We start from the raw sequence: 23299 nt of genomic DNA, 5'->3' as shown, positions 1-23299 counted from the left end.
GCATTCCGTCCTTCGCGTGAACGAGGTTATCGATGATGAACCAGTCAGCACTGCTTCGGCCGGATTGGACTCCGGCAACCGTCGCCCTGATGGTGCTGGGCTTCGTGGTCTTCTGGCCGCTCGGTCTGGCCATGCTTGCCTACATTCTGTTCGGCGAGAAATTCCAGAGTTTCAAGCGGGAAGCCAACCGCAAGGCGGACACTGCCTTTGCCTGGTGCCGCACCAACACCTACAGTGCCTCCGCGTCGACCGGCAATGTCGCCTTCGATGATTGGCGTAAAGCCGAACTCGAGCGTCTCGACGAAGAGCGTCGCCGTCTGGACGAGATGCGCGCCGAATTCGACACTTATGCCCGCGAACTGCGTCGGGCCAAGGACCAGGAAGAGTTCGATCGCTTCATGCGCGATCGCCAGCAGGTGAAGACCGCGGACCAGTCCGGTCCGACCCAGGGTTTCACCGGCAACTGATCCGGCACATAGGTCTGAAAAGACGAGGTCGGCGCCATCGCGCCGACCTTTTTTGTTGCTGTACAAGACCCAGAATCGGCTAGAACACGAATCATGTTCCCCCTGCTGAAAAAGCTGACACCGCAGAGAGCACCGGCGATCCAGCTGGAGCGGGCGATCGCCGTTGACGGCAGGTTCATCCCGCTCACCATCCGCAAGAACAGCCGCGCGACACGCATCACCCTCAGGATCGAGCCCGGCGGACGCGCGCTGAAAATGACCATTCCACCGGGACTGCGCGAACGCGATATCGACGACTTCCTCGACCGGCACCAGGGCTGGCTCAGCACCAAGCTCAAGCGCCAGAAGAGCGCAGGAAGCATCGAGGATGGCGGTGAGATTCTCGTCCGGGGCATTCCGCATCGCATCGTTCATACGGGACAGCTGCGCGGATTGACCCAATCGATCGATAGCGAGATCGGCCACGTCCTGAGCGTCAGCGGTCTTGAGGATCACCTGCCGAGGCGTGTCGCCGACTTTCTGAAAAAGGAAGCGCGCCGCGATCTGGAGCAACTTGTGGCGCTTCATTCAAAGACGGTTGGGAAGCCGGTCAAGAGCATGACCCTGAAGGACACGCGCAGCCGCTGGGGATCCTGTTCCTGGGACGGCAAGCTCAGCTTTTCCTGGCGCATCGTCATGGCCCCGCCGCTCGTCATCGACTATCTCGCGGCCCATGAAGTCGCGCATCTGCGCGAGATGAACCATGGTCCGGCCTTCTGGGCACTCTGCCGCAAGCTCTGCCCTGATATGGATGAGGCCAAGGCTTGGCTGAAGCGGCACGGCTCGGCCCTGCATGCCATCGACTTCGACTGAGGGAACCCTGAGACCTTTCAGCCTTTGTCGCAAATTGGCTCGACTCTTTTTTGTTTTCGTGCGACTTCGCTGCCATGAGACCCGATATCAAGATATGCGGACTGAAGACGCCGGAGGCGGTCGATCGTGCGGCTGACCGCGGCGCGAGCCATATCGGCTTTATCTTCTTTGAGAAGAGCCCGCGCAACATCGAGCCCGACATTGCAGGTACGCTGGCCGATCGCGTTCGCGGCCGGGTGAAAAGCGTGGCGGTGACGGTCGATGCCGACAATGACGATCTCGACGAGATCATCGCCTTGATGCGTCCGGATATCCTGCAGTTCCATGGCCACGAAAGCCCGGAACGCCTGCTGACGGTCAAGGCCGTGACCGGTCTCCCGATCATGAAGGCATTTTCCATCCGCGATGCCGATGACCTGAGGCGGATCGAGCCCTATATCGGGATTGCCGATCGTTTTCTCTTCGACGCAAAGCCGCCTGCGGGATCCGATCTTCCCGGTGGCAACGGCGTCACCTTCGATTGGCGTCTCCTGCGGTCGCTTGACGACAGCGTCGATTACATGCTTTCCGGAGGTCTCAACAAGGCCAACATCGCAGAAGCCCTGCGAGAGACCGGGGCGCGGGCGATCGATATCTCGTCCGGCGTGGAGTCCGCCCCGGGCGTCAAGGATCTGCAGATGATGGACGAGTTTTTTGCGGCCGTTGCCGAGGCAAGTCGTGCACAGCCGGTTTCAGGGAGTGTCAAGTGAACCAGTCACCCAAGCCCAATTCCTTCCGTGAAGGTCCCGACGAAGACGGCCGTTTCGGCATCTTCGGTGGCCGCTTCGTTGCCGAAACGCTGATGCCGCTGATCCTCGACCTGCAGGCGGAGTGGAAAAAGGCAAAGACGGATCCGGAATTCCAGGCGGAGCTGGCGCATCTCAACACCCATTACACCGGTCGTCCGAGCCCGCTTTATTTCGCCGAACGCCTGACGGAAGAACTCGGTGGCGCGAAGATCTACTTCAAGCGCGACGAGCTCAACCACACCGGTTCGCACAAGATCAACAACTGCCTCGGCCAGATCCTGCTGGCCAAGCGCATGGGCAAGACCCGCATCATCGCAGAAACGGGTGCGGGCCAGCACGGCGTCGCCTCGGCCACGGTTGCGGCCCGCTTCGGCATTCCCTGCGTCGTCTATATGGGCGCAACCGACGTCGAGCGCCAGGCGCCGAACGTTTTCCGCATGAAGCTTCTCGGTGCCGAAGTGAAGCCGGTCACCGCCGGCCATGGCACGCTGAAGGATGCCATGAACGAAGCGCTGCGTGACTGGGTCACCAATGTTGACGACACCTATTACATGATCGGCACCGCTGCCGGCCCGCACCCCTATCCGGAAATGGTCCGCGAATTCCAGTCTGTCATCGGCCGCGAGACCCGCGAGCAGATGCTCGCTGCCGAAGGCCGCCTGCCGGACATGCTGGTTGCCGCCGTCGGCGGCGGTTCGAACGCGATCGGTCTCTTCCATCCCTTCCTGGATGACGAGAGCGTGCGCATCGTCGGCGTCGAAGCCGGTGGCAAGGGCCTCGAAGGCGAGGAGCATTGCGCTTCGCTGACCGCGGGCACGCCGGGCGTCCTGCATGGCAATCGCACCTATCTGCTGCAGGATGGCGACGGCCAGATCAAGGAAGGTCACTCGATCTCCGCCGGTCTCGATTATCCCGGCATCGGTCCGGAGCACTCCTGGCTCAAGGATATGGGCCGCGTCGAATATGTCCCGATCAAGGACGACGAAGCGCTTGCCGCGTTCCAACTCCTGACACGCACCGAAGGCATCATCCCGGCGCTCGAGCCGAGCCACGCGCTCGCCGAAGTCATCAAGCGCGCGCCTGGCATGGACAAGGACCAGATCATCGTGATGAACCTCTGCGGCCGCGGCGACAAGGACATCTTCACTGTCGGCAAGATTCTCGGTATGGGGCTCTGATCATGACTGCGCGTATGGACCAACGTTTCGCTGCCTTGAAGGCAGAAGGCCGCCCGGCTCTCGTCACCTATTTCATGGGTGGCGATCCGGACTACGACACGTCGCTTGCGATCATGAAGGCCCTGCCGGATGCCGGCGCCGACGTCATCGAACTCGGCATGCCCTTCTCGGATCCAATGGCCGACGGCCCGGCGATCCAGCTTGCCGGTCAGCGGGCTTTGAAGGCCGGCCAGACCCTCGTGCGTACGCTCGATCTGGCCCGCGAATTCCGCAAGACCGACAATGAGACGCCGATCGTCATGATGGGCTATTACAACCCGATCTACGTCTATGGCGTCGAACGCTTTCTCGATGATGCACTCGCAGCCGGCATCGACGGCCTGATCGTCGTCGATCTGCCGCCTGAAATGGATGACGAACTCTGCATCCCGGCCCGAAGCCGCGATATCAACTTCATCCGTCTGGCGACCCCGACCACCGACGACAAGCGTCTGCCGACGGTTCTCAAGAACACCTCTGGCTTCGTCTACTATGTCTCGATGAACGGCATCACCGGTTCGTCGCTGCCCGATCCTTCGCGTGTTGCCGGCGCCGTCCAGCGCATCAAGGCGCATACGGACCTGCCGATCTGTGTCGGCTTCGGCGTCAAGACCGCCGAGCATGCGCGCCTCATCGGTGCCAATGCCGATGGTGTCGTGGTCGGCACGGCGATCGTCAATCAGGTTGCCACCAACCTCACAGCCGATGGAAAAGCGACGGCGGATACGGTTCAGGCCGTCGCCACGCTGGTGCGCGGACTGGCAAGCGGCGTGCGTTCCGCCCGCCTTGCTGCTGCCGAATAAGCACCCCATATGGGCTTTAAACATCAGGAGTAAGCCGCGTGAACTGGATCACCAACTATGTGCGCCCGCGCATCAATTCCATGCTGGGTCGCCGCGAAGTTCCGGAAAACCTCTGGATCAAGTGCCCGGAAACGGGCGAGATGGTCTTCCACAAGGACCTGGAAGAGAACAAGTGGGTGATCCCGGCTTCGGGCTACCACATGAAGATGCCGGCCAAGGCCCGCCTGACCGACCTCTTTGACGGTGGCCAATACGAGGCCCTGCCGCAGCCGAAGGTCGCGCAGGATCCGCTGAAGTTCCGAGATTCCAAGAAATACACGGATCGTCTCAAGGACAGCCGTCTGAAGACCGACCAGGAAGACACGATCGTCGCCGGCGTCGGCATGGTACAGGGCCTGAAGCTCGTCGCCGTCGTCCACGAATTCAACTTCATGGGTGGCTCGCTCGGCATCGCCGCCGGCGAAGCGATCGTGAAGGCATTCGAACGCGCCATTAAGGAAAAGTGCCCGTTGGTCATGTTCCCGGCTTCGGGCGGCGCCCGCATGCAGGAGGGTATTCTTTCCCTCATGCAGCTGCCGCGCACGACGGTTGCCGTCGACATGCTGAAGGAAGCTGGCCAACCCTATATCGTGGTCCTCACCAACCCGACCACGGGCGGCGTCACGGCCTCCTACGCCATGCTGGGCGATCTCCACATTGCAGAACCCGGTGCCGAGATCTGCTTTGCCGGCAAGCGCGTTATCGAGCAGACGATCCGCGAAAAGCTTCCCGAAGGCTTCCAGACCTCGGAATACCTCTTGGAACACGGCATGGTCGACATGGTCGTCAAGCGTCACGATATCCCGGACACGCTGGCGCGCGTCCTAAAAATCATGACCAAGCGTCCAGCCAATGACACCGCAGTCGCGGTGCCGGCCACCAAGGCATCGGCCTGAATTTAATAGCGTCGAGGCCGCGGCAGCGGGACAAACGTGATGACAGCCCCCATCGTCAGCCTGGCCGATGCAGAGATCGAAAAGCTCCTGGGGTTGCACCCCAAGGGATACGATCTCTCGCTCGACCGTATCCGCCGTCTGCTCGACGTGCTGGGCAATCCGCAAACAAAGCTGCCGCCCGCAATTCATGTGGCCGGCACCAATGGCAAGGGGTCGGCGACGGCCTTCTGCCGGGCCCTTCTGGAAGCACAGGGCCTTTCGGTCCACGTGCATACGTCGCCGCATCTCGTACGCTGGCACGAGCGCTATCGCTTGGGAGTGAAGGGCGGTCCCGGCAAGTTTGTCGATGACGCACTCTTCGCCGATGCCTTGCGGCGCGTCGCCGATGCCAATGAGGGCAAACCGATCACCGTCTTCGAGATTCTGACGGCCGTGACCTTCATTCTGTTCTCCGAACAGCCCGCCGATGTCGCGGTGATCGAGGTGGGGCTCGGCGGGCGCTTCGATGCGACCAATGTCATCGATAAGCCGGCCGTATCGATCATCCAGCCGATCTCCCTTGATCACCAGGCCTATCTCGGTGATCGCGTCGAACTGATCGCAGCGGAAAAGGCCGGGATCATGAAGCGCGGTGTCCCGGTGGTCATCGGTCACCAGGAGTTCGACGGTGCAAAGGATGTTCTGATCAGCACTGCCGAGCGCCTCGGCTGCCCGCTCACGGTCTTCAGTCAGGATTTTCTCGGCTATGAAGAGTTCGGTCGCCTCGTCTATCAGGACGAATTCGGCTTGATGGATCTGCCACTTCCCCGCCTTCCCGGCAGACACCAGATCGGAAATGCGGCAACGGCCATTCGTGCGGTAAAGGCGGCAGGTTTCGCCGTGACGGATCAGATTGCGGAAAAAGCGATGCTGTCGGTCGAGTGGCCGGGACGTTTGCAGCGCCTGACGGACGGTGCGCTCGTTGACCACGCACCTGTAGGGGCGGAGATCTGGCTGGATGGCGGACACAATCCCGGAGCAGGCGAGGTGATCGCCGAAGCCATGGCCGCCATGGAAGAAAAACAGGCGCGTCCGTTGCATCTGATCGTCGGCATGATCAACACCAAGGACCCGATCGGCTACTTCCGCGCCTTCATCGACATTGCCCACGATGTCTATACGGTGCCGATCCAGGGCTCCGATGTTGGCCTCGATCCTGTTGCTCTGGCGCAGTCCGCGGCAGAAGCCGGACTTAAAGCCCTGCCGATGAGTTCTGTGGCTCAGGCACTGGATGCCATATGTGCCCGCAGTGCCGATTCGATCCCGCCGCGCATCATGATCGGCGGCTCATTGTATCTGGCAGGCAATGTCTTGGCCGAAAACGGCTCCATTCCCACATGAAAAAAGCCCGGGCAAAACCGGGCTTTTTTGTCTTCACAATCAGTCGCGAAGCTCAGGCGGCGCCGGCAATCCAGCTGGTAAGGGCAGTCTTGGGCGCTGCACCCACCTTGATGTCGGCCACTTCGCCGCCCTTGAAGACGGCAAGGGTGGGGATCGAGCGAACGCCGAACTGGGCAGCCAGTTCCGGGTTCTCATCAATGTTGAGCTTGGCGATCTTCACCTTGCCGGCCATTTCGTTGGAAATTTCCTCGAGGCTCGGCGCGATCATCTTGCAGGGGCCGCACCATTCCGCCCAGAAATCGACGACGACCGGTTCGGACGCGTTGAGAACCTCTGCCTGGAAATTGGATTTGTCGACTTTCACGGTAGCCATGGGGCTCTCCTTATAGAACTTGAATTGACTAGATATGTGATGCCGCGTTGCGACTATTTCAATATGCGGTATCTCACGATGTTTGGAGGTCGGCAAGGGACCGTGCGAGCAGCTCATCCCCAAGGGCGATGACGGCCCCGGTTTCCGTGTAGATGAGCCAGCATTCGATCGCCTTGCTGGGATATAGGGGTTGCAGGATCTCGCGGTAGATAGCCAGCTGGGCGCGATGCGAAAGAGGGGTGCCGGCTGCATCCCGCGGTGGTTTGCGATTGGTCTTGTAATCCGCAATTACGACCTTGTCGGAAAGCACAGCCATTCGGTCGAGGCGACCCGAAACGGCGCGCTGTTCACCGCGCAGCACCAGCGTCCCCATCACGGAAACTTCTGGCTGGCTTTTGTCGCCGAAGAGCGGGGCGAGGTGCGGATTTTCGAGGACCGACAAGACTGTCGAGACCAGCCTTTCGCGTTCGTGAGCCGGCCAGAAACGAGCTGCACGATTGGCATAACGCTCCGCTGCATCGGCCCATTCTGCTTGCGGCACCTCGGGAAGGTTTTGCAGCATGCGATGGATGAGACGGCCACGCTGCAGCGCGATGTCCGGTTTTTCGTCCGACACGAAGAGCGCCGAGGCGGTGATCATGTCTTCGCCGTCATCATCGACCAGAATGCTACCCGCAGTCGAAGGGCTCAAGGGTCTGGGGAGTTGAACGGGCGGGGGAAGGGGCCGCCAAAGGGACGGCGGCAGATCGATATCAGCCTGTTCTTCGTTGAGCTCCGGCGCCTGGGGAAATTCGCGACCTGCGTCCGGCACGCTCCAGCGTATACCGCTCCATGTGCCATCCGGTCCCTGATACTCCATCGGGACGCAGCGGGATTCATCCGTCTTGAGGGCGTCGAGGATCATCCGGTGCCAGATATCTCCGGGATCGTTCACTCCCCGGTACCCGGCGATGATCAACCGGTCGGCGGCCCGTGTCATCGCCACATAGAGCAACCGACGATATTCCTCCTCCGCCAGCATCCTCAGCCTTTCGGTGTCTCGCTGTGTCAGGGAGTTCGTCAACGTCTTGCCCGGGATCCAGAAGGGTGTCGCGACACCGTCTTCCGCTTCCAGCAGGCGAAACTTTGCCAGGTGATTGCTGTTGAACGGCTTGGAACCCCCGTCGACGAGGAAGACGACTGGCGCCTCGAGTCCTTTAGAGGCGTGAACCGTCATGATGCGGACCTCATTCCGCTCCTTGTCCTGCTCCCGCTTCACCTCCGGTGCTTCCATTTCTAGCGTCGAAACGAAGGATTGCAGACCAGGCAATCCGGCGGTCTCGAAAGCCAATGCGAAACTCAGGAACTCGTCCAGGATGTCGCTGACCTCGGAGCCAAGCCGCGCGAGATAGGCTTTCCGGCCCTGATGGTGCCCGAGCACTCGGGCAAAGAAATCGTGCACTGAAAATGCCCGCGACTGCTCGAAGAGCGCGCTGAGACGGTCGAAGGTCCGCCGCCAGGGCGAATCTTCCGGCTCCGCCTGCTTCTTCAACCGATGCCAAAGGCTCTCGCCCTCGGGCCGCTCTGCAGCGAGCATCAGGAGATCGTCCTCTCCGTGGTTGAAGAGCGGGCACTTCAAGAGAGCTGCAAGGGAAAGGTCGTCATTCGGTAGCAGCATGAAGCGGCCCAGGGCCAGCATGTCCTGAACCGCAATATGGCTCGTCAGCTTCAAGCGGTCTGCCCCGGCCACCGGAATATTGTAGGGGCGCTTAAGGGCACGGGTAAGCGAGTTGACGAAACTGTCGCGCTTGCGCACGAGCACGAGGATGTCGCCCGGACGAATGAGGCGCGCTTCTCCGTCCTCGATGATCGTCTGCCGCCCGACCATGTCTCGGATCTGGTGGGCAATTCGACGCGCGAGCACGGCCGACGGAGCACTTTCCGGAGTCGCATCGAAGGGCGCTGTCCAGTCCTCGGTCTTCTCCTGTTTTTCCGCCGCGATCATATCCCAGACATCGACAATTCCGGGCTGCCCGATCCGGCTCGAACGGTGGACGACATCGTCGCCTGCCGCGCTCAGGCCACGACGGTTTTCGGCGGGTTGAAAGACGTGATCCACAGCTTGCAGGACCGATTCGGTGGAGCGGAAGGACAAGGGCAGCCGCACGGCGTTGAATGTCTGGCCGCTTTGGGACACTGCCGCCTGTGTCTGCTTCGCCTCGGCCGAAAACTGTTCTGGCCGGGCCCCCTGGAAGGAGTAGATCGACTGTTTCTCGTCACCCACGGCGAAAAATGTCCGGATACCGGATTTCGCGCTGGCGCCGCTGAAGAAATCCTCGCGCAGCGAGCGGATCACGGCCCACTGGATCGGACTCGTGTCTTGCGCTTCGTCGACGAGAATATGATCGATCCCTTGGTCCAGCTTGTAGTGGACCCACGCACCGACGTCACTGCGGGTCAGAAGCTGAGCGGTTCTGACAATCAGGTCTTCGAAGTCGAGTTGCGACCGCCGCTTCTTCAGCTCTTCATAGTCGGCGTCCAGCCGGAAGCCCAAGGTTAGCGCCGCCTTGGTGGCCTCGTACATGCGAAAGATCCGCAACCGATCGCGCTTGGCGATGACGTGCTCTCGCGCGGCAATGACGGCATCGCGAAGCTCCGGTGCCGCTTTCGTCATGGCGGCGGCAATCAGCGAACTGTCCGCTTTGGGGCTTTCTGTTCCCGTCAGAAAAGCACTGTCGATAAGGCTGACCCGCACCAACGGATCGGTTTCTAAGAGCGCCCGTTCGAGGGTCTCGGCAACGGCTCGGACCTTCTCCCCGCCCTTCTCCAGCGCAAGGCGGATGTAATGGGTAAAGCTCGGACCCGAAAGTCCGTCGAGGGGCCAGTAATCCTCAGCTCGGCTAAGTTCAGTCTCTGTCGTTAAAATGCCGAAGCGCTGCCGGAGGGCTTGCTCCAGCCCCCCCAATTTGCTTGCGAGGCGGCGGAACTCGCGGATCGCATGGCGGTTTGCCACGATATCCCCGATCAGACTTTCCAAACCGCTCTCGTCAGCAATACTGAGTACCCGAGCGAAAGCCTCTGCAAGAGAGGCATCGTTTTCCGTCGAGGTCGCCGTGAGCAAAGACCGTCTCGCTTCCGACAACACTGTCACGGCAGCGCGGTCATCCAGCACGTTGAAATGCCCGGCAACGTTCGCCTCCAGCGGAAACTGATGCAGAAGCGCTTCGCAGAAGGCGTGAATGGTCTGGATCTTCAGCCCACCGGGGGTTTCGAGCGCCTTGGCAAACAACCGGCGCGCCGCCGCGAGTGTGGCACGATCCGGCTGCTTCTGCTCGATCCGGGCGATCCGCTTCGAGAGTTCCGCGTCGTCGAGCGTCGCCCACTCGGCGAGGCGCTGGAACACTCGGTTCGACATCTCCGAAGCGGCCGCCTTGGTATAGGTCAGGCAGAGGATCGAAGACGGGCGGGCACCGGCCAGCAGCAGTCGGATAACCCGCTGCGTCAAGACATGTGTTTTCCCTGAGCCGGCATTGGCAGACACCCAAGCCGACTGGCCCGGATGCGAGGCGCGTGATTGCGCAAGCGTTGTCCAGTCCAGCCAGACCGCCGGATCGCTGCTGCTCGGAAGCGCACCGATGTCGAGACTCGTGTCAGTCATCGGCACTTGTTTCCTCGGTATCGGCCGTCGACCATTCTGCAACGCGCGCGAGGTGATCATACTCGCCGCCATAACTGTTCTGTTCAGCCGGAATAAGCCGCGAGACATAACCCCGCTCGCCGCTATGAAGTGCGGCCACGAAACGTCCGAGTTCCTCCACGGCCTGCGTGGCCAAGTCGGCCGCCGATTTCTTGTTGTCGCCGCGCCCGTTGAGCTCATTGTTGATCTGATCGACGCTAAACCGATCGCCGGGTCTCAGGCGAACATAGATCAGATTGTCGGGCCGTATCTGCCCAGCAGGTTTGAAGGCGCCTTCGAGCAGAGCGGCGGCTTCGAGGGCCAGCTGTGGGTCGAGCAGGCTGCGTGCCTGCGCGACGCTCGGTGCCAGTCCGGTCTTGTAATCGATGATGTCGGCATGACCGGCGCCTTTCAGGTCGATCCGGTCGGCAATGCCGCTGATGGTGATACCCACCGGCTCCAGTACCACATTTCCCCGCACTTCCGTGAGGATGCGCTTCAACTCCGGTCGCCGCCGCCGTTCCCAGGCGACGAACTCGGCTGCAACGGAATAGAATCGCTGCCGCCACACGACGTCGAGATGCAATGGCAGGGCCTCTTTCAGGAATTCCTCATCGGTGATGCCGCGAAGGATATCAATGGCATCCAGGCGGAGGGGATCGTGGTTCTCCCGCACGAACCGATCCACGATGCGGTGATAGAGCGTGCCGCGCTCAGCGGCACCCGGATCCTGGTTGAACGTCTCGACGGCATCGAGCCGCAGGATCCGCCGGGCATAAGTCGCATAGGGATCGCGCCGAAAGCGACCGACCTCGGAGAAACTGAAGGAGCGGGGCTGAAGCTCCAGTCGCGGGCGGGGGGAGGGGCGTTGGGCCGGCGCCTGGCTCTCTCCCTGGTCGATGAGATCGGCGTAGCGCCGAAAGATCTGGCCACGACGCCTCATGGCTTCCTCAAGTGCAGGCCCGCCAAGCGCCTTTAGGCGCTGGAGCCAGCGCGAGGCCACCGTCGGCGCAGAGCCCTGCCGAAGCGCGCGGCTGAAAATGAGTTTCCGTGTGCCGCACGCCATTTGGAAGTCATGAGCGACTTGACCGGTCTGTCGCTCGGGCGGTTCCAGGCCGATGTCGGTCTTCATCATGCGCGACAGGAAGGGGTTGTTCTGCGTCTGGCCCGGCCAGCTCCCCTCGTTCATACCGCCGATCACCATCATGTCCACATTCTGTAGGCGTGCTTCAAGCGTACCGAAGATGAAGACCCGTGGATGCCGCATCGCCCGCGGTTTGACCGCCTGGCCGGCCATCAGTGCCGTGAGGATGTCCACCCATTGCGATCCATCGGCCTCGATCTGCCCGTCGGCCTCCATCACCTGGCCCAGCAATTGCGCCAATGTGTCGCCGCCCTCATTGCCCCAGAGTGCGGCAAGATCCTGCCGGTCATCAATGCAGACGGCTTCCAGGACACGCCCGGTTCTTTCAGCCCAGTCAGTCAGCGTGAAACTCTGCGTCAGCGCCGTTCCGTCGACAGAACGAATGACAGCGGACACGAGGGGTTCTGCAGCAGCCGTAATGTTGTGTGCCAACACCCGTGCCAGTTCAATGTCTTCGGGTGAAACCGAGAGTCGCCATTGCGGCTTATGCCGATCCGTCAGGTGCTCCGCCAGTCCTTGCTCGAAAAGGATCTTCATCTCGGCCAGATCGAGCACTCGGCTGCCCCCGCGCAGGGCGATGACTTCGAGTGCGTCTGCCGCCCTGCGCATGTCAGTTTCCGAAAGGCCGAACCGAGCTAGCGGATGCTTGATCAGCGAAACGATCGGGACGGGATCGCCCGGTCTCAGGCAGGCTTCGGCGACGATCTGTGTGAGGGTGGCGGCCAGCGTCCCGGTCAGGGGCGTACCCGCCGAATCATCCGCCTCGATCCCGAAGCGGGCAAGCTCCGACATGACGCGACGGGCCAAAGCGCGATCCGGCGTGATCAGCGCAACGCGGCTCTCGGGGTTGTCGGCCTCCTCCAGTCCGAGACGGAGCGCAATCGCGATGGCGGTGGCTTCTTCACGCTCGTTCGCCGCCTCGATCAGGGCAACGTCTTGAAAAGCGGAGAGCACGCGCTCGGTCGCAAAATCGTCGCGCCAGGATTTCCAGGTATCGGTCGCTTCCGCCGGCGCCATGGCGCGCGACAATATCTCCGCGCGATCTTCGAGAACAGGTTCGGCATGCGCGAGTGAGACGATATCGGCACGCTCCAGCGCCATGTGCCGGAGCAATTGCGCGAGGCCGTATTGCGGATGCCCCCGAAGGGCAGGGTTCGGTGCGATCAAGGAAGAGCCGCGGTCATGCAGCTTCTGCCAATCCTCGTCCGGCATCTGCTGATCAAGTCCCGGCAGCACGACCACACCATTCTCGCGCTCGGCAATGGCCGCAATCAGCTCGGCCGCTGCAGGGATGGAACCCGTCGAGCCGGCCACGATGATCGGCCCCGTCGATCCAGTCCGCCGGATGCGCTCGGCCTCCGCCCGCAACACCGCATCGCGATGGCGCGCAGGTGACGACCGCATCAGTTCCTTCAGGCGCTCGGGCCAGAAAGTCGTGGCAATCTTCAGGAATGCGAGCGTCAGTTGCCACCACGATCCGAAATCCGCCGATTGCAGATTGTTCAGGTTCTCCCAGTCGCAGCCTTCCGTCTCGGCCGCCTCGATGAGTTCGACCAGCGCGCGTGCTAGCCAGACCGCATCGGCCGGGCTTGCGGGTGCGACAAGCGGCGTGTCGCTATGGATCGAGCGCACGATCTCCGGCAATTGATTGCGCCACGCCAGGATGAGCCGTGCCAGTTCAAGCAGCATCACCGTTCCGCTGACGGGCGGTGCAAGGTCCATCAGCAGGGGCGCGTCGCGATCGAAAAAGCCACTGTCATCGTCGGTTTCGCCGAGCGGCCGGATATGGGGCAGGATCGCGGAACGGCCACCGAGAAGATCGACGAACTCCGATCGGAGCACACGGGCCGCCCGTCGTGTCGGCACAAGAATCGTTACCTTGGCCAGGGAGAGTGGATCTTCCGGATTGTAGCGATAACCGTCCACCAAGCGCCCGTCGAGCAGCGCTTGCGTCAGCGTCTTGAGGAAGGGCCGCCCTGGCGGGATGGTGAAAACGCGGGGAAGCTCCGCAGCCACGCTCAGCCCTCCCGCAAAGCGCGACGGATCATTGCCTCTGCCGGTGCGATCGCATCCGGGGTGCCGACCGTCAACCAATGCCCGTTCAGCCGCTCGCCGAAGAGACGCCGTGCCGCAATCGCCCGATCGAAATAGATATTCAGGTTGAAGGGCTCTTCGGGTGCATCTGACAGAAGCGTCGGCATCATCACGAGCGCGCCGGCATAGACAACGGGATCGGGATCGCCTGCACGAAAGCGCGTGAGCGCACCGTCAGCCGCCATGGAAAAATCGTTCTTGCCGTTGTGTCCGGTCGTTCGGCTCTCTTCGACGCAAAGCATCGCCATGTCCATCGTGGCGGCGTTGAAACGCCTGCCCAATCGGACGAGATTGGAGGGATGGTCTTTAGGTTCGCCGATCCAGAAAAGATCGGCATTCATCACCAGGGCCGGCGCTTCGGAATTGAGGTAGCGGAGCCCGCGGGCAAGTCCGCCCCCCGAATCCATCAGGCGCTCGCGCTCGTCGGAAATGATGACATCCAGTCCTTCGACCGTTGCAAGATGCCGCTCCATCTGGTCTGCGTGATGGTGGACATTGACCACCACAGTGGTCACCCCGGCTTCCCGCAGCGCGTCGAGTGCATAATCGATCATCGCCTTGCCACCGATCTGTACCAGCGGCTTCGGTGTCGTCTCGGTGATGGGTCGCATCCGCGTGCCGAGGCCGGCCGCGAGTACCATGGCTTGGGTGATGGGCATGTGGCCTACGCCGCTGATTCGGGAAGTTCGATTCCAGCCTCTACGCACCAGCTGCGCAAGGGGGCGAGCACAGGATGTTCGAATGCGACGGATAAATGCCAGAGTGTCCTCGGCATATGGCGCATGTAGCCGGGCTTACCGTCCCGTTTCATCAGCCGAACCCACAGTCCGTTCAGCTTGCAAGCGCGTTGGGCGGCCATGATCGCCCAGCTCTTGAGGAACCCCGCCTCGTCAAATTCTGCTTTGCGGTGCCGAAGGCTGAGATAGTCAGCAATCAGCTGGTCCATCAACGGGCGCGGGATCGTGACGCGAGCATCTTGTGCAAGGGACACGAGATCATAGGCCGAAGGCCCGATCATCGCGTCCTGGAAATCGATGAGCCCGATCCGGGCATGACCGCTCTGTTCGTCGCGCCACAGGATGTTGGGAGAGTGGAAGTCACGCAGCACAATGGATTTTTCAACCGTCGCCAACTCGTCGATGAGGCGATCCCAGATCGCGAGATAGGCATCTCGCTCGGCTCCCGTGACGGGCGCTCCCTCTCGTTTCCAGGGCAGGTGCCAGTCGAGCAGCAGCTCCACTTCCATCTTCATTGCCGGCCGGTCGAAATCCGGGATCACATGCACCCGTCCGTCTGCCAGAGCGATGTCTCGACGAACGCCTGAGTCGTGAATGGCGGCGAGGCAGGCCGCGCTTGCGCGGTAGCGATCCGCAATCGGCTTCCCGTCGGGATCGAGAACCCCTTCCAAGCCGAGGTCTTCCAGAAGAAGAATGCCAGCATCCCCATCTGCCGCCAGAATGGCCGGCGCCGCAAATCCACGCGCCCGCAGCTCCTGGTCGATCGCGATGAACGGATAGACGTCTTCGGCGAGATGCACGATCTGGGAATAGGGCTTTCCGTCACGGATCGGCGGTCCGTTGGGCCGCGCCGGGGCGTCCATCAGCACCAGCCGTGCGTCCCCGTTTGACGGATAGACATGTTCATAGGCGCGGCTTGAGGCGTCCCCGGTCAGGTGGCGTCTTGCCGCATGGGGAAGGCCGTTCTCATCGAGAAAGCGCCGAATCTCAAGGATCCGTCGCAAGCGTGCGATCTTGGGACTGGTGCCCGAGACGGAGACAGATCTGCCACCGTCTTTTGAAAACTGAAACCGGATGTCGAGCCTGGCCTTTGGCAGCGCGTTACCGGCCCTCTCGGGCCATTCGACCAGGCAGATCCCATTCGACAGCGCTTCATCGAAGCCCAGTTCGTCGAGTTCGCTGAGGTCTGCGAGGCGATACAGATCGAAATGAGAGACCGGTAGCCGGAGCTCATAAGTTTGGACCAGCGTGAAGGTCGGGCTTGGGACTTCGAGATCGGGGTCATCCGCCAAGGCGCGCAACAGGGCGCGGCACAGTGTCGATTTTCCAGCCCCCAGATCGCCCCAAAGGGCAATGCAGTCTCCGGCCTGGAGCAGAAGCGCGAGATCCTGCCCGAATTCGACCGTTGCGGCCTCATCCGGCAGGCTGAGCTCGACCAAGTCCGAGTGATCCGTCATTCGGCTGCAGCGATGACTTGGGGAATGCTGGCCGAGGGAATGCGGCAGTTGACCGTGGTTCCTTCTCCCGGTGCGCTATCGATGGAGACATGGCCGTGATGTAAATTGACGAAGCTATGCACGATCGAAAGTCCGAGACCTGGACCGCTGCGTTTGCCACCCTTTGGATTTGTGGAGAAGCGATCGAAGGCGGAGGACAGCATCTCGGCTTCCATTCCACATCCGCGGTCGGCCACCGAGAATACGAAGTCGGCCCCCTCGCGCCAGCACTTCATTTTGACGGCTGTCCCCTCGGGCGCGAAATTGACGGCATTCGTCAGGATCTTGATGAGGATCTGCTTCAGACGCTGACGGTCGGCGATGATGTGGCCGAGTTGTGCGGGAGCCGAAATCTCCAGCGTCACGCCACCTTCCTGCAGCCGATCTGTCATCTGCATCGAGACATCGTCGAGAAGATCGCTCAGATCAATCTCGGAGTAATCGAGCTGCATGATGCCGGCATCGACCGTCGCGAGATCCAGAATATCATTGACGATCGTCAGCAGGACCGAGGAGGACGTGGAGATGTGATCGATGTATTCCGCCTGGCGTTCATTCAGCGGTCCGATCGCATGCGTCTTCAGAAGATCGGTGAAGCCAATGATATTGGTCAGCGGAGAACGCAGCTCGTAAGAGACGTGCTGGACGAAATCATTCTTCAGCTCGTCTGCTTTGCGCAGCGCCTCGTTCTTTTCCTTGAGCGCCCGCTCCGCTCTCACACTGTCCGTCATGTTGACGAATGTCAGCATCGTTTGAGCGTTCGGCAGGGGGGTGACGGCATAGTCGAGCACCAACCCGGAATAGAGTTCCAGCGTGCCCTGGCTCGAGGGACGTTCATCCTCGAAACTGGTGATCATCTTGCCGAAGGCTCTCCAGCCATCCGCCTTGTCATAGGAAGATTTGCAGGCGGCTTCCAGCAGACGGATATGCGTTCCGACGGCAGCCTGGGCTTCAGTGATACCCCAAAGCGCCCGGAAGGCGGGGTTTGACAGCTGGATACGGCCGTCCGGTCCAAAAACGGCAACGCCTTCGGACAGATGATCGATCGTCTCACCCTGAACCTGGAGCAGCGTGTTGTACCGTGTTTCGAGACTGACCTGCTCGGTCAGGTTTTCGAACATCCAGGTTACCCCGCCCTGCGGGTGTGCGGAGGCGATGACGCGCAATGTCTGGCCGTTCGGCAGATGCCAAAGATCCGTCTGCGTCTCCAATGCGCGATAGACGGAGAGGCAGCTTTCCTTCCAGGCTTTCCAGCTCAACTGCTCCGGCAGCTTGTGCGCCGAACGGAGACGGTCGAGGAGTTCGGCATGGTCAGGTCGCGATTCCAGGAACGGCGTATCGAGACCCCACAATTGAACAAAGGCCTGATTGTAGAATTGCAGTCGTCGATCGGCGTCGAAAATGGCGACAGGTGTCGCCAGATGATCGAGCGTTTCCGCATGGCTCTTCAGCGTGCGCACGAGTTCTTCGCGCAGCGTTTCGGCCGATGATACATCGATTGCCATGCCGCAGGATCCGTCTGGCCCCCGCACGTCGACCACTTCGAAGAAGCTTCGGCCGCCCCGAACCGCTGTCGAAACCGTGTCCCGGAACGGCGACTCCGGGGTTGTGGTCGCCTTGATCTTCTCGCGGGTCAGTGTGCCAAGAATTTCCCGGCCTTCCTGTATGGCTTGGGCGGGAGAACTGGCTTCCACCGCCTCGCAATAGGCATGGTTAACCCAGGTCAAGCGACCGTCTCGATCCCGCTGCCAGACCGGTTGTTCGATCGAATCGAGCAGCGACTCGAATGAAGCGATGGAATTGCGCAGGCGATTGCGCTCGATCTTCAATTCGGCGAGTTCGGCTCGAAGATTGTTGAGTGCGAGAAACAGTGCGTAGGCACGGCCGCCATAGAGACGACCTTGCACCTCGATGACTTCGCCACGAACGGTTTCCACGACCAGATCGAACGTGCTGGCATGGGAGCGCAAGGCCTCGATGGCGCGTTCCACTTCGCTCGCCGAATGAGGGGTCAACCATCGGCCGAACGCCAGGAAGTCGCTATCGCTTTGAGGTGCGCCGGTTTCACCTGGCAGTTGCCCCAGAAACTCGGCCTTACCGTTCTGGCCATCCCAGATCACGACACGGCGGTTCTTGTCGGCGATGAAAGCCTGATAGCGCGAAATCTTGTGCTGGCTGACGGACAGTTCCGAACGCAGGTCTAGGCGCTCGGTTTCCAGGCGGTTCCGCTGTCGTGCAAGCCAGCCGGCAGAGACCAGTGCAGCCGAGAGGGCGCCGAGCAGAAGCGCGTAGCCGGCAAGATCGACGCGATTGAAGCTGCCGATGATCGAATGCCCTGGTTCACCCTGGGCCAGAACCGGCGTCACCATGCCGGCCAGCATGCTGCCGCAGGCAAGCAATCGCTGCAGGGAATTCACAAGGCTTCGCCGCGCGGTTGCCGTGTTTCCGCAGAACATCGTCCGTCGTGAAGTATGCCGCAAGAGGCTGGAAATACCGGCCGTCATAGCCGTATCCCGCAAACGCGGGGTGCGTTGATCTACCGACATTCTCGGTCTGTCTCCGTCTTATTATGTGCCGCATCGTCGACAAGACATCCGTGTTCGCGGACCGCTCGTGCAGTCCACGAATCATGTCCCAAAACAATACCGCTGATGGATTGGAGCGGGAAGGCCGGGCGCCAAAAAAGAAAGCGGCGCCTTTGTCAAGGCGCCGCCCACTAGATGTAGATATTATCCAGCTATATTTTAATAGCGATAGTGTTCTGCCTTGAACGGACCCTGTGCCGTAACGCCGATATAGGCTGCCTGTTCGTCCGAAAGCGTCGTGAGCTTCACGCCGAGCTTTTCGAGATGCAGACGAGCGACCTTTTCGTCGAGGTGCTTCGGCAGGACGTAAACGCCCGGCTTGTACTCATCCGTCTTGGTAAAGAGCTCGATCTGGCCGAGAACCTGGTTCGTGAACGAGGCCGACATGACGAAAGACGGATGACCGGTAGCGTTGCCGAGGTTCAGCAGGCGACCTTCCGACAGAAGGATCATGCGGTTGCCCTTCGGGAACTCCACCATGTCGACCTGCGGCTTGATGTTCGTCCACTTGAGGTTTCGCAGAGCCGCAACCTGGATTTCGTTGTCGAAGTGACCGATGTTGCCGACGATCGCCATGTCCTTCATCTCGCGCATGTGCTCGATGCGGATGACGTCCTTGTTGCCGGTGGTGGTGATGAAGATGTCGGCCGAAGACACGACGTCCTCGAGAGTCACGACTTCGAAGCCATCCATGGCAGCCTGGAGCGCGCAGATCGGGTCGATCTCCGTGACCTTGACGCGGGCGCCAGCGCCGCGCAGCGAAGCGGCCGAACCCTTGCCGACATCGCCATAACCGCAGACGACCGCGACCTTGCCGGCCATCATCACGTCGGTGCCGCGGCGAATGCCGTCGACCAGCGATTCCTTGCAGCCGTACTTGTTGTCGAACTTCGACTTGGTAACAGAATCGTTGACGTTGATGGCCGGGAAGGGGAGAAGGCCCTTCTTGGCCAGTTCGTAGAGGCGATGAACGCCTGTCGTCGTTTCTTCGGTGACGCCCTTGATGGCATCGCGCTGCTTGGTGAACCAGCCCGGCGAAGCGGCCAGTCGCTTCTTGATCTGGGCGACCAGGATTTCTTCTTCTTCCGACTGCGGGTTGGAGAGAACGTCCTCGCCGGCTTCAGCGCGGGCGCCGAGCAGGATGTACATGGTCGCATCGCCGCCATCATCGAGGATCATGTTGGACACGCCGCCGTCGGTCCATTGGAAGATGCGGTCGGTGTAGTCCCAGTAATCCGTCAGAGATTCACCCTTGATCGCGAAGACGGGGATACCGGCAGCTGCGATGGCCGCTGCCGCATGGTCCTGGGTGGAGAAGATATTGCACGAAGCCCAGCGCACATCGGCGCCGAGCGCGACGAGAGTCTCGATCAAAACAGCGGTCTGGATCGTCATGTGCAGCGAACCGGTGATCCGTGCACCCTTCAGCGGCTTGCTCGCGCCGAATTCGTCGCGGCAGGCCATCAGGCCGGGCATTTCGGTTTCCGCGATGCTGATTTCCTTGCGGCCGAAATCGGCAAGACCGATATCGGCGATGACATAGTCATGTTTGCTCATGAGAGTCTCCGGCTGGATCTGGGCCCGGTCTCTGCTTGGTGCAGAACCGAGGAACGCTCGACCCGCGAATGCATATCGCGGCGATTGAAGTGTTCCTAGCAGGGATCGCAAGAGAAGGCAACGTGACATAAAGAAGTCTTTATGTCCTTATGTGGAGATGCTTTACATCTCCTCACCGAAGCGGTCGGCGACAAGAGCGGCCAAAGCATCAAGGACGGCTCCAGCGTCGTTCCCAGACGCCGTGACGCTGATCGAGCAACCGGGGCTCGCTGCGAGCATCATCAATCCCATGATCGATGTGCCACCGACGGTCGTTCCATCCTTTGAGACGGTGACGGTCGCGTCAAAACCGCTGACGGTCTGGACGAATTTGGCAGAGGCGCGTGCGTGCAGACCGCGCTTGTTGACAATCAGCAGGTCACGGGCAAGCGGGGTGGTCATTCCATTACTTTCCACTGAGCACGCGGCTGGCAACGTTGATGTATTTGCGGCCGGCTTCCGAAGCTTCGATCAATGCGCGGTCCATGTCGTTGTCGCCACGGATACCGGCAAGCTTGATCAGCATCGGAAGGTTGACCCCGGCAATCACCTCGATCCGACCAGTGTTCATCACAGAGATGGCAAGGTTGGACGGGGTGCCTCCAAACATGTCGGTCAGAATGATCACACCATGTCCGTCATCGGCGCGCAGCACAGCATCCAGAATATCCTGACGACGCTGGTCCATGTCATCTTCGGGGCCAATCGAAACGGTTTCGATGCATTTCTGGGGGCCGACGACATGTTCCACCGCATGATGAAACTCTTCAGCCAGCTTGCCATGTGTGACAAGCACAAGTCCGATCATTCTCTACTGCCCCTTAGCGGAAAAAATCGCCAGATAGCGCAACACTGGTGGCTCGTCCACCAATCCGACGCCATCTTGTCCATCAAAACGGGAAGTGCAAGCCAAAACCGCGTGCTTACGAATGCTTTGCTTGCTTCGTGACGATTTGTGCGAAGATGAGAGCAAGAGGAAATCGGCTCCAAAATGGCACCCTGATGACAGGGAGAGAGATGTCCGGAGCAAGTGAGAGACGCTCGTCGTCCGGTGGCAGACGCTGGCTCTCATCGGCTGCGACAGGTGCGATCGCGTAATGGAGTTGTCCTTCCTCGATGCTGTCTAATGTGACGATCCCACTGTAACGCAGTTCGAGAAGGCCACGGATCGCTTCAGGTCGGCGGGCGATCACAGCGCCGTCTCGCTTCGAAACCATTACCTGATCGTCGGCGATCAGCGCATGGGAGAGACCACGCAGGCCCGCTTCGGCCAGACAATCGAAAGCAAGTGCCGACTTTCCGCACCCTGAAGGACCAAAGAACAAGAGACCGGTCCCATCGACAATGATGGCAGTGGCATGTCGATTGACGGGCTGCCCGCTCACGTACCGGCCTCGACGGGAAGCGAAAGGACAAAACGGGCGCCAGTGACCCGGCCGCGCGTGCTGTCGAGCACGTTTTCGGCACGTAGCGTCCCGCCATGCGCCTCTGCGATCTGTCGGCTGATCGACAGCCCAAGGCCGGAATTCTGGCCAAAACTCTCGCCCTCGGGCCGATCGGTGTAGAATCGCTCGAAAATCCTGTCGATGTTTTCGGCCTGGATGCCGGGTCCATTGTCTTCCACCTGGATGAGGCAGCGGGTGCGGGTGCGTGACAGGCGAACCGTGATGCAGCCGCCTTCTTCGGGCACGAAAGAGCGGGCATTTTCGATCAGGTTGGTCACGATTTGGCCGAGCCGAAGATCGTGGCCATTGACGACGAAGCCTTGCTTGGATCCGGGCTTCTGGTCGATCACATAGTCGATCTGCACGGCTTTCTTGCCATGACGGATCTCGCGGGAAATATCGACCAGGCTGGACAGCAGGATCTCGAGATCCACCGGCTTGGCATCGGAGCGTGCCAATTCAGCATCCAAGCGAGAAGCATCAGAGATGTCGCTGATGAGGCGATCCAGTCGCCTGACGTCATGCTGGATGATGTCCATCAGACGCTGTCGAGACTCCGCCGTTTTCGCGAGCGGAAGAGTTTCGACCGCCGACCGGAGCGAGGTTAGCGGGTTCTTCAGTTCATGGCTCACATCCGCGGCAAAGCTCTCGATCGCATCGATGCGGTCGTAAAGAGCTGTCGTCATTTCCCGCAGCGCAATGGAAAGATTGCCGATTTCATCCTGACGGATCGAAAAATCCGGAATTTCTTCACGTTCCTTGGCCCCACGACGAACTCGGACCGCAGCAGCGGATAGCCTGCGCAGCGGATTTGCGATCGTGGAGGACAGAAGCAGCGACACGACGATGTTCACAAGGGTAGCCACGCCAAAGACGCGCAGGATCGCCAGACGTTCGGCGTGAACGATCTTGTCGATATCACCGGCCTGGGTCGACAGGAGCAGAACCCCGAGCACAGCCCGCGAACGCTGCACGGGGACCGCCACCGATACAATCAGTTCCCCTTGATCCGTGACACGCACGACCGCTCCGCGCACGCCCGTCAAAGCGTTCATCACCTCTGGATAGATCGAGCCATCGCCGCCGGGTGCTTCCTTGTAGATCGGCAGGTTGCCGGGCTGAAGGATCGTGTTGAACAGACGGGTGATCCAGTCCGTGAAGCTCGAGGTGTCGTTGTCGACCGGGGGCAGGTCGAAGCGCAGCACCTGTCCTCGGGAATACAAATGGCGCGAATCGAGCAGCAGGTTTGCATCCGCGTCGAAGAGACGGGCGCGGATCCGGGTCGGTGAGATCAGGCGGCGCAGGACAGGGGCGACACGCTCCGGATTGATCGGAAACTCGAGATCTTCGTCATTGGGGACCGGCGTGATGCTCTGGCCAGCTTGTAATTCGAGCAGCTTTTCCGGATCGATCGTGATCGAATTCGTGTCGACGGAGGCGGACGCCGACACCGCAGCAGCGATAATCTCTCCCTGGGTGAGAAGGCTTTCGACGCGCGCGTCGATTAGGCCCTCTCGGAACTGGTTGAGATACATGATTCCGCCGACCAGAACGATCAGCGCGGCAAGGTTGAAGAAGACTATCCGTCGCGTCAGGCTTGAAAACAGGGCGTGACCAAAGATCCGCCGGATGAGGATGAAGGGATGGGAAAACAGCCGCCGCTGCTCGGAGCCGCCCTCCAGCTCCTCCAGATTCCCGTCATCCACCTGTCTGGTCAAACCTCAACCTTTCG

The 23299-nt window shown here is 60.8% G+C and carries 18 protein-coding genes; 7 read left to right on the top strand and 11 right to left on the bottom strand.

The features are described from left to right. The first annotated feature begins 35 nt into the window (after positions 1-35). The 7 genes from ACT53S_RS17875 (at position 36) to ACT53S_RS17845 (ending at position 6442) form a co-directional block, all read left to right on the top strand. Positions 36-467 (top strand): DUF2852 domain-containing protein, encoded by a 432-nt coding sequence (locus tag ACT53S_RS17875; RefSeq protein WP_476067976.1) that lies wholly within the window; start codon positions 36-38, stop codon positions 465-467. A 93-nt stretch (positions 468-560) separates the two neighbouring features. Beyond that, a complete protein-coding gene (locus tag ACT53S_RS17870; protein ID WP_476067975.1) occupies positions 561-1319 on the top strand; it encodes a M48 family metallopeptidase in 759 nt (252 codons plus the stop codon). Between the two features lie 74 nt (positions 1320-1393). Then, entirely contained in the window at positions 1394-2068 is a 675-nt protein-coding gene (locus ACT53S_RS17865; protein WP_476067974.1) for a phosphoribosylanthranilate isomerase, read from the top strand. Next, positions 2065-3285 carry a tryptophan synthase subunit beta gene (gene trpB / locus ACT53S_RS17860; protein ID WP_476067973.1) on the top strand — a complete coding sequence of 407 codons (1221 nt, stop codon included), beginning with the start codon at positions 2065-2067 and terminating at the stop codon, positions 3283-3285. Before ACT53S_RS17865 ends, trpB begins: the two co-directional genes overlap by 4 nt. A gap of 2 nt (positions 3286-3287) precedes the next feature. Then, on the top strand, positions 3288-4127 hold the full coding sequence (gene trpA / locus ACT53S_RS17855) for a tryptophan synthase subunit alpha (RefSeq protein ID WP_476067972.1): 840 nt from the start codon (positions 3288-3290) through the stop codon (positions 4125-4127). Between the two features lie 38 nt (positions 4128-4165). Further along, complete coding sequence (gene accD, locus ACT53S_RS17850; RefSeq protein WP_476067971.1) at positions 4166-5062, top strand: acetyl-CoA carboxylase, carboxyltransferase subunit beta; 897 nt, start codon at positions 4166-4168, stop codon at positions 5060-5062. 39 nt (positions 5063-5101) lie between these two features. Further along, on the top strand, positions 5102-6442 hold the full coding sequence (locus ACT53S_RS17845; RefSeq protein WP_476067970.1) for a bifunctional folylpolyglutamate synthase/dihydrofolate synthase: 1341 nt from the start codon (positions 5102-5104) through the stop codon (positions 6440-6442). A 52-nt stretch (positions 6443-6494) separates the two neighbouring features. On the opposite strand, the gene trxA is transcribed toward ACT53S_RS17845, so the two are convergent. From trxA to ACT53S_RS17790, 11 genes are all read right to left on the bottom strand, one after another. After that, positions 6495-6815 carry a thioredoxin gene (gene trxA, locus ACT53S_RS17840; RefSeq protein ID WP_110791403.1) on the bottom strand — a complete coding sequence of 107 codons (321 nt, stop codon included), beginning with the start codon at positions 6813-6815 and terminating at the stop codon, positions 6495-6497. Positions 6816-6888: 73 nt separating this feature from the next. Continuing rightward, positions 6889-10452: a double-strand break repair helicase AddA gene (gene addA / locus ACT53S_RS17835; protein ID WP_476067969.1), complete on the bottom strand. Its 3564-nt coding sequence runs from the start codon at positions 10450-10452 to the stop codon at positions 6889-6891. Continuing rightward, the gene (gene addB, locus ACT53S_RS17830) at positions 10445-13630 is read right to left on the bottom strand and encodes a double-strand break repair protein AddB (RefSeq protein ID WP_476067968.1); all 3186 of its coding nucleotides are present in this window, start codon (positions 13628-13630) and stop codon (positions 10445-10447) included. The genes addA and addB overlap by 8 nt, the downstream gene beginning before the upstream one ends. Before the next feature lie 2 nt (positions 13631-13632). Next, positions 13633-14367, bottom strand: a complete 735-nt coding sequence (locus tag ACT53S_RS17825) for a nucleotidyltransferase family protein (RefSeq protein ID WP_476067967.1) — start codon at positions 14365-14367, stop codon at positions 13633-13635. Between the two features lie 5 nt (positions 14368-14372). Next, positions 14373-15902: a tRNA (adenosine(37)-N6)-threonylcarbamoyltransferase complex ATPase subunit type 1 TsaE gene (gene tsaE, locus ACT53S_RS17820; protein ID WP_476067966.1), complete on the bottom strand. Its 1530-nt coding sequence runs from the start codon at positions 15900-15902 to the stop codon at positions 14373-14375. Then, a complete protein-coding gene (locus ACT53S_RS17815; protein WP_476068269.1) occupies positions 15899-18322 on the bottom strand; it encodes a PAS domain-containing sensor histidine kinase in 2424 nt (807 codons plus the stop codon). The genes tsaE and ACT53S_RS17815 overlap by 4 nt, the downstream gene beginning before the upstream one ends. Positions 18323-18685: 363 nt before the next feature. Beyond that, positions 18686-20083 (bottom strand): adenosylhomocysteinase, encoded by a 1398-nt coding sequence (gene ahcY / locus ACT53S_RS17810; protein ID WP_476067965.1) that lies wholly within the window; start codon positions 20081-20083, stop codon positions 18686-18688. A gap of 162 nt (positions 20084-20245) precedes the next feature. Then, positions 20246-20524, bottom strand: coding sequence for an HPr family phosphocarrier protein (locus tag ACT53S_RS17805; RefSeq protein ID WP_476067964.1), 279 nt, complete (start codon positions 20522-20524; stop codon positions 20246-20248). 4 nt (positions 20525-20528) lie between these two features. Next, on the bottom strand, positions 20529-20930 hold the full coding sequence (locus ACT53S_RS17800; protein ID WP_113377684.1) for a PTS sugar transporter subunit IIA: 402 nt from the start codon (positions 20928-20930) through the stop codon (positions 20529-20531). A 115-nt stretch (positions 20931-21045) separates the two neighbouring features. Then, positions 21046-21507: an HPr kinase/phosphorylase gene (locus ACT53S_RS17795; protein WP_476067963.1), complete on the bottom strand. Its 462-nt coding sequence runs from the start codon at positions 21505-21507 to the stop codon at positions 21046-21048. Then, positions 21504-23285 (bottom strand): stimulus-sensing domain-containing protein, encoded by a 1782-nt coding sequence (locus ACT53S_RS17790; protein WP_476067962.1) that lies wholly within the window; start codon positions 23283-23285, stop codon positions 21504-21506. Before ACT53S_RS17790 ends, ACT53S_RS17795 begins: the two co-directional genes overlap by 4 nt. Positions 23286-23299: the final 14 nt, after the last annotated feature.

Source organism: Allorhizobium sp. DMC15 (assembly GCF_056314065.1).
Note: the sequence above shows the minus strand (reverse complement) of the source record. Positions and strands in the feature narration are given on the sequence as shown.

Bases quoted from the DNA above. Each gene is read 5' to 3' on its own strand.
- ACT53S_RS17875 (WP_476067976.1), top strand. From the start codon at position 36: ATGAACCAGTCAGCACTGCTTCGGCCGGATTGGACTCCGGCAACCGTC.
- ACT53S_RS17870 (WP_476067975.1), top strand. From the start codon at position 561: ATGTTCCCCCTGCTGAAAAAGCTGACACCGCAGAGAGCACCGGCGATC.
- ACT53S_RS17865 (WP_476067974.1), top strand. From the start codon at position 1,394: ATGAGACCCGATATCAAGATATGCGGACTGAAGACGCCGGAGGCGGTC.
- trpA (WP_476067972.1), top strand. From the start codon at position 3,288: ATGACTGCGCGTATGGACCAACGTTTCGCTGCCTTGAAGGCAGAAGGC.
- ACT53S_RS17845 (WP_476067970.1), top strand. From the start codon at position 5,102: ATGACAGCCCCCATCGTCAGCCTGGCCGATGCAGAGATCGAAAAGCTC.
- trxA (WP_110791403.1), bottom strand. From the start codon at position 6,815: ATGGCTACCGTGAAAGTCGACAAATCCAATTTCCAGGCAGAGGTTCTC.
- addA (WP_476067969.1), bottom strand. From the start codon at position 10,452: ATGACTGACACGAGTCTCGACATCGGTGCGCTTCCGAGCAGCAGCGAT.
- ACT53S_RS17825 (WP_476067967.1), bottom strand. From the start codon at position 14,367: ATGCCCATCACCCAAGCCATGGTACTCGCGGCCGGCCTCGGCACGCGG.
- tsaE (WP_476067966.1), bottom strand. From the start codon at position 15,902: ATGACGGATCACTCGGACTTGGTCGAGCTCAGCCTGCCGGATGAGGCC.
- ACT53S_RS17815 (WP_476068269.1), bottom strand. From the start codon at position 18,322: ATGCTGGCCGGCATGGTGACGCCGGTTCTGGCCCAGGGTGAACCAGGG.
- ahcY (WP_476067965.1), bottom strand. From the start codon at position 20,083: ATGAGCAAACATGACTATGTCATCGCCGATATCGGTCTTGCCGATTTC.
- ACT53S_RS17805 (WP_476067964.1), bottom strand. From the start codon at position 20,524: ATGACCACCCCGCTTGCCCGTGACCTGCTGATTGTCAACAAGCGCGGT.
- ACT53S_RS17800 (WP_113377684.1), bottom strand. From the start codon at position 20,930: ATGATCGGACTTGTGCTTGTCACACATGGCAAGCTGGCTGAAGAGTTT.